This is a genomic window from Stenotrophomonas sp. YIM B06876, assembly GCF_030711595.1.
Lineage (GTDB): Bacteria > Pseudomonadota > Gammaproteobacteria > Xanthomonadales > Xanthomonadaceae > Stenotrophomonas.
In genome coordinates, this window is sequence record NZ_JAUJUJ010000013.1 from 63,531 (window position 1) to 75,432 (window position 11,902).

Sequence of the window (11,902 nt, forward strand, 5' to 3'; positions counted from 1 at the left end):
CTGGGTCAATAGGTGGTGGTATCGAATTCAAACGGTGCGTCCAGCTCGTCTTCGTCGAGTGGTTGCATGTAGTCGTTGCGGCAGCGGTACAGGCCGGCGTCGGGTTGGCTGTCGGCGTACCAGAGCAGGCTTTCAGTGATCTGCAATCGATGCGGACTGATCCATTGCCCCACCGAATACAGGCTTTCGACAAAGCGGAACGGCGTATCGGCGTCGCGGGTGTTGGCGACGCTGCCGGCGGCGTGCAGTTCGCCTAGTGCGCCATAGCCGACCGGGATGGGGACCACCCAGCCATTGCCGGTACGGTCGTTGCGCCAGCTGTCTTTGCCGGTGGCGTCATCGGCCATCCAGCGCCAGTTGATGCGGGCCAGCGACAGCCACGCATCCAGCGGATTTGCGGCCTTGCCGGCCTCGCTCTGTTGCTGCACACGCTGGGCCAGCAGGTCATCGCGGCCCACCAGGGTGAAGCCGGGCAACAGGCGCATGCGCGCCTTGGCGAACAGGGATTGGCGGTCGGCGTGGGTGCCAGTCAGATCCAGTGCCCATGGCTGGTAACGCCGCCGCCAGGGTTGCGCCGCTGGCATCACACTGCCGCCGGCAATGCGCATGCCGGCCAGCAACTCGGCCAATGTGGACAGATCGGCTTCGCGTGCGTCGGGTTGCTGTTCCCAGCGGGTGCTTTGCGTGGCCAGCAACAGGCTGAGCTGCAGGTGGATACGGCCTTCCTCGACGATTGCCGCGCTCCCACCATCCTTGCCCACCGGGTTACGGGTCAGGTGGAAGCTGTTGACGAAGCCGCCTTCGGTTGCCAGTTCGCGGTGCTTGTGGCAGACCACGCCCACCGCCTTGAACTGCACATCCAGCCCTGCCGCATGCGCCTTGCGCTGCAAGGCCCACATCAACCCGAGGAATGCCGTCATCGACGGGAAGCCGTGGGTCAACGGGCTGGAAATGGCGTTGGCGTTCTGCACCTGCAGGTGCGGGAACACCAGCAGATGATCAAAGCCGGGGCAGGTGCTCATGCGGTACCTCGCTTCGGTGCGCGTCGCTGCAACGGCACCGGCCACGTTGCATCGACGATGGCCTGCCGTGCCCAATGCCGGTATTCGGTATCACCCACACCCACCAGGCCGGCGGCGTGCAGGTGTGCGTTCAACCAGGTGGCAAAGTCGCCGGCCACCTGGTCGGGCCAGTCGCCGAATTCCCAGGCTTCCACGAAGGCGTTGTCCTCGGCGGCAAGCTCCGGCTCGGGCCGGGGATCCAGTTCCACGCGCTCCGGGTCCAGCCAGATTTGCTGGTGCAAGGGCAGGGTGCAGGCGGTATCGCGGGTCCAGCCGGGGCTGAAGCGCACCTGGGTTTCGACCGCATAGATCGCCAACTGCGCGCCCAGCTCTTTGGCCAGAGCGAGGCGTTTGGCGCGGGTTGGTTCGGTGGACGGTGGATCGGAAAGCAGGAAGTCGGCCAGTTGTTTGACGGTGTCGCGCACGCCGGGGAACCAAGGCAGCCGTTCCATGGCCGAATCCAGATTCAGCAGTTTCTTCGGTTGTTCGGTGTCCCAGCTTGGTGGCAACGAGGCGAGCAGGTAATTGATGCCACCACGCTCGCTGTTGAGCTGGGACACATTCTGCGGCTTCGTCCCGCCCAGCTTGCGCACCACCAGATTGCGGTAGTCGCGGTAAGGGGCCGGGTGCGCTTCCTTGGCACGGAAGGCCTGGCGTGCGGCCTTGTTGTCTTCGCCGAAACGCGCGTCCTGGATATCCGCATGTACGGCGTGTGCCAGGCTGCTGGAGAACAGCGGTTGCAGCAGCTGATAGGCCGTGTCGTCCGTGGCCGTGCCTTCGACCAGCCAGTACAGCTGTTTGGCGGCCCCATGCGAGGCGGGAGCGGTATCGCTGCGGACCAGGCCGTTGAAGGCTTTCATCCAGCCGGTGGCGATGTCAGCGTCGGCATGCAGCGCCGCACGCAGGTCTTCGTCGCCGGCCTGCACCCAATCCAGCAGGCGGCGGCCATCCACTTCCACCTTGAGGAATTTGAATACGTCCAATGCCGCCGCGTTGCCCACCACGTCTTCGGCGAAGTCGTCACCGAGGACGTGGCTGCCGATATCGGTGTGCCGGGGCAGGGTATCTGGCCGCACGTGCAGGCTGCTGCCGCGTGCATCGGGATGGGTGGCCTTGAGTACGTGGGTGACGGCCTGGATCTGGCCTACCCGGCGTGCGGCGTCGGCCAGCCAGGTGCCGTAGTCGTACTTGGTGGCGGTGTCGCCTTCTTCTTCCTTGCCCTTCAGCTTGGCCTCGCGCCGGGCTTCGATGAAGCTGGCGATGGCGGCGTGGAAACGTCCGGAGCGTGTGAGACGTTCCGATGGTTCGTTCATAGGGATTCCTTTCATTCGCCCCCTTACAGGGCGTGCCTGTAGAATCCCCGCAGCAACGGAGAAGATTCGCTGCTGCGGGGGTGTGACAGAGGGCTTTGCCCTCAAATGGTTCTTCTGATGAAGCGCTGGAACACTTCCTGTATCCCCCGATGCACATCTAACCCCTGTGCTTGGGTCCGGAGACCAACCGGCTTGTTGTTCGCCGGAGCATCGCGTCAACGGTGCTCCGGCTTTACCAGACTCGCAGATCGGTGATAGGCTGTCAACGCCATGATGCCTTCGCTCGGAAAACTGCTGAATAAGCAGCTCAGAAAATGATCCCTTCCCTCGGCGAAACGTCATTAGCTGCTGCGTAAGCAGCCGGGGCACGGACGCCCCTCCTTATCGGACCCTCTCGAAGCCCAGCAACGGATGCCAGCGCCAGCCGTGATCGTTGTCCGGCACTTCCACGGTGGTGAAGCGCTGGGCGCAGTAGTCCAGCGAGTCTCCCGAATGCGCGACCTGTTCTTCGAGCAGGGTCATCAGGTCAAACTGGCCCCACGGGCTGATGCCTGTACCAAAGGTCAGGCGTACGTTGTGGCGCAGGCTCTGGTCGATCAGGATGCGCTGCGGGTCGGCGCGACGTGTGGCGGCCTCCTCCACCCGGTGCAGCCGCAGTTGCTCGCCGTCGTCATCGGGCAGGAAGACCAGTGTGGTGGTGCTCAGGGTCTGCTGGCGGAAGGGTTGTTGCTGTGGCAACACGCCGATCAAGGCGGTCTGCGGATACTTCCAGGCGACGTAGGCCTGATCCTGTTCGATCGGCCCGGGCGTGTCGTTTCCGGCAGCGGGTCGCGGCAGCATGCTGAGCGCGGTCCGGGCCTGTTCCAGATCGGCGAGGCTGCCACGAGTTTTCCATTCTTCCGGTAGCCGGGGTTGGATACGCGGGAGCGCATTGAGGATTTCGAATTCATTGGCCTGCAGCAGATCGGTCAGGCGGTGGCTGGTCAGCTGCAGGCGTCTTTGCGCCGGGGTGGTACCAGATTTTTCGTAACCGGGGCGCTGGAACGCGGGTTGATCGGGCTTGGCATTGGCGTGGTGGCGCAGATTGGTATCGAAAACCAGCACGTTTGGCTCTGCCGGTGGCTGGCCGCGATGGCGCTGCACACGGCCGGCCAACTGGATCAGCGAGCGCATCGACGAGGGTTCGGCCACGGCCCAGTCGGCATCCCAGTCACGGCCGACTTCACACACCGGCGAGGCCAGCACCACGAACAGCTGTTGCGGCTCGGGGGTGGCGTCCAGCGCACTGCGGATGGCCGGGAGCTGGAAAACGGCATTGGCGTCACCGCGCCGGTTGAAGCTGGTATCCAGCAAGGCCTCGATTGCCGAACGTTGCAGCAATGGAAAGCGTGCGTGATAGACGCACAGATGGATGCGGGTGCCTTCTGGCGCGTCCAGCGCGAACAGGGTTTGTGCGACGTCGAACAGGGGCCCGATGTTGGCCATGCGCATCAGACCGAAGCTCACCTGCTTGCCGCTGACCGGATCGGGTTGGCCATGCGCACGATGCAGCTGCAGGCAAGCATTACGGATATGCATTGCGACTTCGGCGTGCTGCTGCTCCCTTTTCTGTGCTTTGAGCACTAATGGCAACAAGGCGGCCTGTCGCAATGGCGCGGCCTTGCGTAGTTGCGCCGCGCGCTTTTCCACGAAGTGCAGGTGCTGCTGCGCGAAACCCTGGCCGCCCACGCTGGATGTCTTCACGCCGAATTCGTCGGCCCACAGGCAGGGGATGTCGGCATCAAGATGGGCGGTACCGGGCTCGCCGCGATTTAGCCGGTACAGGCGGCGGCCGGCGCGATAGGCCAGGTACATGCCGGTGACCAGCGATGGTGGCAGTGTGGCCGAAGACAGCAGAACGCGGCTGCCCAGCATGCCGGCCCAATGCACCAACCGGGTAAGCGCGGGCATGTCATCCAGGTCGTAGTCATCCAGCTCATCAAGCACCAGATCGGCGCTCATCAGCCGCAGCATCGGGGCGATCTGCCGGCCGGCACGCAGTGATTCGGTGGCCGGCACCATGTGGTCCACCGTGCAGACCAGCATAGGTGCCGCCAACAGATTGCGGATGTCGGGGTCGTGCAGGGCGCGTGCGAGCAGTGGATGCTGGCTGGTGTTGCCTTCATAGAGGACGTGGCTGTCCTCCTCGATCAGATCCTGGATGGAGGCCGAGCCACGGGCTTCCGCCTGCTGCTCGTGATACTCGAACAGTGCACGGCTGGCCGAGCCACCTACGCGGATCGCCAGTTCGTCGTCTCCCAGATGCAGGTCGTTGCGGTAGCTGCGCCCGGTTTGCAGGGTGAGCGTGCGCAGGCCCAATGCATAGGTGGCGCGCATACCGTGTTGCGGATCGGACAGCGCATAGAGAATGCGCGCATTGGCCAGAGTTTTGCCGCAACCGGTGGAGGCCATGTTGACGATGAATCCGCCGAGTTTCTGGCTGTCTTCGCGCAGGCCAATGGCGGCATCGGCGGCTTTGTCTTGCCAGGCGAACTTCGGATTGGCACTGCGCTTGCGCAATCCGCGATGGTTGGCCAGACGTGGCAAGTGGCGTTCGAAGCCCGGTATGGCGTGGGCGATCATTCCGGCATCGCGGGCAACGCCAACCAGGTGCTCAACCAGGGTCTGCTTGAGCTTTCCGTCCTTGTGGGTATTGGCGTACAGGGTGCTGTCGGTGGCCACCTTGAGCCGTTCCGGTGCATCGGGTGCAAGGCGGGAATAGTGATGGTCGGCCAACATCAGGCTGAGGCGGGCCAGATGCATCACATAGGGATTGTCGAGCCACCGGGTGTCGTCGCGTTGCTGGAGGTCCAGCAAGGCCTTTGCAACGCGAGCGGCTTGGCTGCGCCACTGCTTTTCCATGACCGGCAGGGTGGTCTTGGGTTGCCAATAGGGCAGGGCCTCCTGATCGGTGTGGATCTGGCGCTTCTCATTCCAGTTATGTGCCACCTCCGCCAGCGGTTGCAGCAGCCAGGCGGATCGCCAGTTCGGTGCGCGCTTGCCGAGCCAGTCCTGCGCGCCATCGTCTCTGGATACAGGAATGACCGGCAGGCGATGGTGGCTGACAACCAGCCAGGCAACGGCGGCGGCGAGCGGAGGAAGCTGCTGGAACGGGAAGGCGTGGACCGTGTCCAGCCCGTCGCGCTGGTAGCGCCCTGCCGAAAGCCAGTCCTGTTCGTTGTAGTGCTCGACATCGATGAGCCGCCGTAACCATCCGGCATCGTCATCGTCACCGACGAACGCCTGGAACAGCCGCAGCGATACCCATTCGTGCCGATACAGGTTGCGCTCGATCCGTTCGCCGCGCAGCCGCTGCTGGAAGGCAACACTGGCCTTGCCCAGGTCGTGCAGCAAGGCGGCCAGCTGCGCCAGCAGGCGAATGGGCTGGGCGTTGTGCCAGTCGTTCTCATCCTGCCTGCGCAGGATGTTGCGGGCGGTGGCGTTGGTGGGTACGGCACCTTCGGCGTTGAAGCGACGGGCATCGCCGACGATCCACATCAGCTCGCTGTGGTCGCGACCCCGGATCCAATGGCAGGCCACGGCGGTGTTCTTGCGCGCGGTCTTGCGCAGCAGCCGGCGCAGGGTGTCCAGTCCGGCTTCGGTGATCGGGGTCTGCCAGGTGCGGTCGCCGCGGCGCTCGGCGAACTGGTCGAGGATGCGGCGGGTTTCGGTCAGCGCCCGTTTTTCGCACTGCGAGATCAGCAGGATGTTCACGCCTTCACCTGTGCCGCGGTGGTGGTGGCGATGGCTTTGAGGCTGTCGATGATGAAGTCCAGCGATTCACTGCGGGTCAGGGCTTCGATGCAGTGACGGCGGAAGCTCTGCTCGTCATCGCCGCGCATCGCCGACAGGAAGGCGTGGGGAAGAATGCAGGCGTCCTTGACCAGGTCGGCGGCATCGAACACCAGCCCGCCGCGGCGGGTCTTGCCGTGCAGGACCGCCAGCCCGTGCGGCAGCCCGAGCACCCAGGTGGCGGTGGCACCGAGCCCATAGGCCAGGTAGTTGCCGTGGTCGAGAAATCGATTGGCCGGATCGGTGCCGCTGCCGCGCTTGGCGCGGGTGAAATCGCCATAGCCCACGGTATCCACCGCGAGCTTGAACAGCGCTTTGCTCAACCGTGCTTCTTCGGTGAGTAGGGCGGTGGTGTCCTGCGCCAGTTCGATCGCGCGGCTGACAGGTTGAAGCAGCTTTTCCAGCCGGGTGATATCGACGTTGAAGCCGGCGTCACGCAACGCCCGGTGCTGCCATTGCTGCGATAACCGCTGCAGCCGCAGCTGCTGCAGTTGTTTGGCCGCCAGCAGGCGCAGGTCGTCATCGAACCAGAACTTCACCCACGCCTGCAGGTATTCGGTGGGGCGGTACTCACTTTGCGGCGAGAACCAGGCCACATCGATATCGATCTCATTGGCGCTGAACAGCGGTGTGCCGCCCCCGCCGCAGAAGCCCACCAGTACACCGGCTTTGGCCAGCTCGCGCATCGCCGCCTGGGTGATGGAGGTGCCGGTACCCAGTAGCACCGTGGTGGTGTTGGCGATGGGAATGTTCCAGTACAGCGACTGCTTGCCCGCGTCGGTGACGTACTCGACCCGTCCCCCGTTGACCAGCACGCGGCAGTGCTGCAGGTAGTAGATGTTGGCCCGCTTCGAATGCAGGATCGTCTTCAGGTCTGAAGGCGTGAACGTGTCCATGTTGTCCCCCTGTTGTCCCGTACTCCATGCGTCGCATGGACGCATGGACCGATCTCACAGGGAGAGACTGTAGCCGCTGTCGGGAGCGAAAGCCCGAGACTGCCGGGATGCGGGTCAGGCCACGCGGCCGCGCCGCACCCGCTCCAGATGCACCAGCAGCAGCGAGATCGCCGCCGGGGTCATGCCGGGAATGCGCTGCGCCTGGCCGATGGTCTGCGGGCGCACGCGTTCGAGTTTCTGCTGCGCTTCGGCCGACAGCCCGCGTACGCCGGCGTAGTCGAAGCCTGCGCCGATCGGGGTGCTTTCATGACGCTGCTGGCGCTCGATCTCGTCGCGCTGGCGATCCAGATAGCCGGCGTACTTGACGCTGATTTCCACCTGTTCGGCGACCTTGGCATCGTCCACGCCGGGCCCCAGCGAGGGCACCTGCATCAGTTTGGCGTAGTCCAGCTCCGGACGTTTGATCAGGTCGAGCACGCGGGTTTCGCGGCTCACCGCCACGCCGAGCGTGGCTTCCACATCGCGCCCCAACGCATTGCCCGGCGTGGCCCACAGCCCGCGCAGGCGTTCGCTTTCGACCGCCACGGCGTCCTGTTTGATCTGGAACTTCGACCAGCGCTGGTCATCCACCAGGGCCAGCTCGCGGCCGATGCCGGTCAGGCGCACGTCGGCGTTGTCCTCGCGCAGCTGCAGCCGGTATTCGGCGCGGCTGGTGAACATGCGGTACGGCTCGACGGTGCCGTGGGTGATCAGGTCGTCGACCAGCACACCGAGATAGGCCTCGTCGCGGCGCGGGCACCAGCCCTGCTGCGCGCGGGTGAAGCGGGCGGCGTTGACGCCGGCCAGCAGCCCCTGCGCGGCGGCTTCCTCGTAGCCGGTGGTGCCGTTGATCTGGCCGGCGAAGAACAGCCCGCTGACCGACTTGGTTTCCAGCGTGTTCTTCAACCCGCGCGGGTCGAAGAAGTCGTATTCGATCGCGTAACCGGGGCGGGTGATGTTGGCGTTCTCGAAACCGGCAATGCTGCGCACCAGCTCCAGCTGCACGTCGAACGGCAGCGAGGTGGAGATGCCGTTGGGGTAGATCTCGGCCACGTCCAGCCCTTCGGGCTCGACGAAGATCTGGTGGCTGGCCTTCTCGGCGAAGCGCACCACCTTGTCCTCGATCGAGGGGCAGTAGCGCGGGCCGACGCCTTCGATCTGGCCGCTGTACAGCGGCGAGCGGTGCAGCGCGTTGCGGATGATCTCGTGGGTGCGTTCGGCGGTGTGGGTGATCCAGCAGGTGACCTGCCGTGGATGTTCGGACACGTCCCCGAGGAACGACATCACCGGCAGCGGATCGTCGCCGGCCTGGGCTTCCATCACCGAATAATCCAGCGAACGGCCATCGATGCGCGGCGGCGTGCCGGTCTTCAGCCGGTCGATGGCGAACGGGCGTTCGCGCAGCCGCGCGGCCAGCGTGGTCGCCGGTGGATCGCCCATGCGTCCGGCGCTGTACTGGGTCTCGCCAATGTGGATCCTGCCGGCCAGGAAAGTGCCGGCGGTCAGCACCACGGCCGGTGCGTGGAACGTCAAGCCGGTCTGGGTGAGGGCGCCGCGCACGGCGTCGCCTTCGATCAGCAGGTCGTCCACCGCGGCCTGGAACAGGGTCAGGTTGGGCTGGCTCTCGACGATGCGGCGGATCGCGTTGCGGTACAGCGAGCGGTCGGCCTGGCAGCGGGTGGCGCGCACCGCCGGGCCCTTGGAGGCGTTGAGCGTGCGCCACTGGATGCCGGCCAGGTCGGCGGCATGCGCCATCGCTCCGCCCAGCGCGTCGATTTCCTTGACCAGATGGCCCTTGCCGATGCCGCCAATGGCCGGGTTGCAGCTCATCGCGCCGATGGTTTCGACGTTGTGGGTCAGCAGCAGGGTGCGCGCGCCGCTGCGTGCCGCGGCCAGTGCGGCCTCGGTGCCGGCGTGGCCGCCGCCAATGACGATGACGTCGTATCGGTAGAAGGAGTTGCTCATGGCTGCGCGGATGCTGTTCGGGTGCCGGGAAACGCAGGCGCGCCCGGATCGGCTCGGGCAGACGCAGGAGGTCGGCGGGGTGGTGATTTTAGCGCCAATCACAGCAACAACGCGGCGCCCGCTGAAGTTGGCACGCTTTCTGCGTTCAACTTCGTGCACCCGTCGTGGCATGCGACACAGGCGCAAATGGCCGGAATTGGAACAGGGGCTGGCCACAGCGCACGGTGGGGAAGCATGGGGCCGGTAGTCGGGGGACTGCCGGCCTCGTTTTTTTTCAGTGACCCGTCAACGACTCGCCAAAAGCAAAAAGCCCCGTATCCACGGGGCTTTTTGCTTTGTAGGCGCCGACGCCCGACAGGGCCGGAACAGGGGGGATCCAGATTTCCTGCCGGACATCGACATTGAAGCGGTGGGAGATTGCGGTCGTTCGGGTCAGTTACTGACGCGGCCGGTCACCCGTGGCGCCACGATTGCCCATATCCATGGCAATTGCAAGCCCTCACGGTTCCTCGTTACGGACCCGGCCTTGGCGGTGGTTCGGGCCCTCGCCGCGCACCGGTGCCGGACGTGACTGCGGCGCCTGCCGGGGCTGCATCGCGGGTCGCGCGCCCATCGCCTGGGGTTGCGGTTGCGCATAACGCTGGGGTTGCCCGTTGGCGCGCGGTTGCGGGCGTTGCAGGTTGTCCAGGTTGCGCCACGGCGACTTGTTGTTGCCGCTATTGCCAGCCGGCGGCGGACGCGGGGGACGGCCGTCGCCATTGCCCGGCGGAGGCGGCCGATGACCATTGCCATGGCCACCGTACGGCGGCCGGTAGTGGTTTTGCGGGTAGTAGATATAGGACGGACGATAGCCCGGGTAGCCGTAGCCGCCGTACCCATAGCCACCGTAAGGCCCATAGCCGCCATAGCCATACGGATAGTTGTATTGCACCGAAGGCGAGCCGTGGTAATAACCACCGCCCGCGCCGCCGACATAGTCATAGGTGGCGCAGCCGGACAGGCCAAGCAGCAGGCCGGTGGCAAGGATCAGACGCGTTTTCATGATTGGTTCCCCCCAGATGGGTACAAGGGCAGCTTCGTGCCCGGGCATTGAATCGCCCCTTAACCCTCAAGGTGCGAACTGAACAGGTGCAATGTGCGCGTGCGCGATAGGCGGCCACCACATGGCTACGTTAACCTTTCGGCATGAGCGATTCCTCCCTGCCCGGCGTTGCCGACGTGCTGGCGGCCGCGGCCCGTATCGCGCCGCATGCCACGGTTACCCCCGTGCTGCGCTCGCGCGAGCTTGATGCACTGGCCGGGGCGCAGCTGTATTTCAAGGCGGAGCACCTGCAGCGCGCTGGCGCCTTCAAGTTTCGTGGCGCCTGCAACGCGGTGTGGTCGCTGACGCCGGAGCAGGCCGCCCGCGGTGTGGTCACCCACTCCTCCGGCAACCATGGCGCCGCGTTGGCGCTGGCGGCGCGCTCGCGCGGGATCGCCTGCCATGTGGTGGTGCCGGAAGGTGCGGTGGCGGTGAAGCTGGCCAATATCGCCCGCCATGGCGCGATGCTGTGGGGCTGTGCGCCTACCCAGGCCGCGCGCGAACACATCTGCGCGCAGGTACAGGCCGCCACCGGCGCGGTGCTGGTGCATCCGTATACCGACCCCCGTGTCATTGCCGGGCAGGGAACCGTTGCGCTGGAGCTGCTGCAACAGGCCGTCACCCCGCTGGACGCGCTGGTGGCACCGGTGGGCGGCGGTGGTCTGGCTGCGGGCACGGCGCTGGCGTTGCAGCATGCGGCCGGCGCATGCGAGCTGGTATTGGCCGAACCGGAGGGTGCGGCCGATACGGCGCGCGCGCTGGCCGGCGGCGAGCGTGGCGGCGACTTCGTGCCCGATACGGTGTGCGATGGCCTGCGCGGTGTGCTGGGCGCGCCCAATTTCGCCCTGCTGAAGGATCGCGCGCAGGTGGTGACGGTGAGCGATGCGGCCACGCTCGCGGCGATGCGGCTGCTGTGGCAGGTGCTCAAGCAGGCCGTGGAGCCGTCCTCGGCCATCACCCTGGCGGCCGTGCTGGCGCAGCCGCAGCGCTTTGCCGGCCGGCGTGTGGGCCTGATCCTGTCCGGCGGCAATGTCGATCTTGATGCCCTGGCCTGGAGGCCGGCATGAGGCGCGGCAAGCGCCGCGGCGTCGCGGGCTGGTTGTGGCGACTGGGCCTGCTGCTGGGAGTGTGGCTGCTGGGCGTGGCGGCGTGGATCATCTGGGTGGGGGACCACGACGAGGCCGCGCCGGCCGATGCGATCATCGTGCTCGGGGCGGCCGCCTACGATGCCAAGCCGTCGCCGGTATTCGAAGAGCGCATCCGTCACGGGCTGGACCTGTACCAGCGCGGCTACGCGCCATTGCTGATTTTCACCGGGGGCTACGGCGGCGCGACCGCACGTTTTTCCGAATCGCAGGTGGCGCGCCGCTATGCGTTGCGGCAACGGGTGCCCGCCGACGCGATCCTGATTGAAACCGTTTCACGCACCACGCGGCAGAACCTGATCGAGGCGCAGTTGCTGATGCGCGAGCACCATCTGCACCGGGTGATCCTGGTCAGTGATCCGCTGCACATGGCGCGGGCGCTGCGGCTCAGCCGTGAACTGGGCATCGATGCGTTGGCCTCGTCCACGCCCAGCACCCGATTCCGCAGTTTCCATACACGCTGGCGGTTCCTGGCGCAGGAAATCTACTTTTTCCATCGCGACCTGCTTGTAAAAGGGGCTGGCCCCTAGCTGTGATCTCTCAGTAGGTTGTTCATCCGGGGCGATCCCGG

8 protein-coding genes are annotated in these 11,902 nt (G+C 65.7%); 2 read left to right on the plus strand and 6 right to left on the minus strand.

The features are described from left to right. Positions 1–5: 5 nt before the first annotated feature. From csy2 to QZH66_RS07655, 6 genes are all read right to left on the minus strand, one after another. Positions 6–1,022: a type I-F CRISPR-associated protein Csy2 gene (gene csy2, locus QZH66_RS07630; RefSeq protein WP_305805354.1), complete on the minus strand. Its 1,017-nt coding sequence runs from the start codon at positions 1,020–1,022 to the stop codon at positions 6–8. Further along, entirely contained in the window at positions 1,019–2,374 is a 1,356-nt protein-coding gene (gene csy1 / locus QZH66_RS07635) for a type I-F CRISPR-associated protein Csy1 (protein WP_305805355.1), read from the minus strand. Before csy1 ends, csy2 begins: the two co-directional genes overlap by 4 nt. Before the next feature lie 381 nt (positions 2,375–2,755). Further along, a complete protein-coding gene (gene cas3f, locus QZH66_RS07640; RefSeq protein ID WP_305805356.1) occupies positions 2,756–6,127 on the minus strand; it encodes a type I-F CRISPR-associated helicase Cas3f in 3,372 nt (1,123 codons plus the stop codon). Beyond that, entirely contained in the window at positions 6,124–7,101 is a 978-nt protein-coding gene (cas1f, locus tag QZH66_RS07645; RefSeq protein WP_305805357.1) for a type I-F CRISPR-associated endonuclease Cas1f, read from the minus strand. Before cas1f ends, cas3f begins: the two co-directional genes overlap by 4 nt. Positions 7,102–7,215: 114 nt before the next feature. Beyond that, positions 7,216–9,105, minus strand: a complete 1,890-nt coding sequence (gene mnmG, locus QZH66_RS07650) for a tRNA uridine-5-carboxymethylaminomethyl(34) synthesis enzyme MnmG (RefSeq protein ID WP_305805358.1) — start codon at positions 9,103–9,105, stop codon at positions 7,216–7,218. Between the two features lie 499 nt (positions 9,106–9,604). Continuing rightward, entirely contained in the window at positions 9,605–10,147 is a 543-nt protein-coding gene (locus QZH66_RS07655; protein ID WP_305805359.1) for a hypothetical protein, read from the minus strand. A gap of 143 nt (positions 10,148–10,290) precedes the next feature. Here QZH66_RS07655 and QZH66_RS07660 point away from each other — a divergent pair, with 143 nt between their 5' ends. Further along, entirely contained in the window at positions 10,291–11,253 is a 963-nt protein-coding gene (locus QZH66_RS07660) for a pyridoxal-phosphate dependent enzyme (protein ID WP_305805360.1), read from the plus strand. After that, positions 11,250–11,861 (plus strand): YdcF family protein, encoded by a 612-nt coding sequence (locus QZH66_RS07665; protein ID WP_305805361.1) that lies wholly within the window; start codon positions 11,250–11,252, stop codon positions 11,859–11,861. The genes QZH66_RS07660 and QZH66_RS07665 overlap by 4 nt, the downstream gene beginning before the upstream one ends. Positions 11,862–11,902 lie beyond the last annotated feature (41 nt).

What these genes read in the sequence shown, in the direction of transcription:
- csy2 (WP_305805354.1), bottom strand. Translation starts at nt 1,022, where the DNA reads ATGAGCACCTGCCCCGGCTTTGATCATCTGCTGGTGTTCCCGCACCTG.
- csy1 (WP_305805355.1), bottom strand. Translation starts at nt 2,374, where the DNA reads ATGAACGAACCATCGGAACGTCTCACACGCTCCGGACGTTTCCACGCC.
- cas1f (WP_305805357.1), bottom strand. Translation starts at nt 7,101, where the DNA reads ATGGACACGTTCACGCCTTCAGACCTGAAGACGATCCTGCATTCGAAG.
- mnmG (WP_305805358.1), bottom strand. Translation starts at nt 9,105, where the DNA reads ATGAGCAACTCCTTCTACCGATACGACGTCATCGTCATTGGCGGCGGC.
- QZH66_RS07655 (WP_305805359.1), bottom strand. Translation starts at nt 10,147, where the DNA reads ATGAAAACGCGTCTGATCCTTGCCACCGGCCTGCTGCTTGGCCTGTCC.
- QZH66_RS07660 (WP_305805360.1), top strand. Translation starts at nt 10,291, where the DNA reads ATGAGCGATTCCTCCCTGCCCGGCGTTGCCGACGTGCTGGCGGCCGCG.
- QZH66_RS07665 (WP_305805361.1), top strand. Translation starts at nt 11,250, where the DNA reads ATGAGGCGCGGCAAGCGCCGCGGCGTCGCGGGCTGGTTGTGGCGACTG.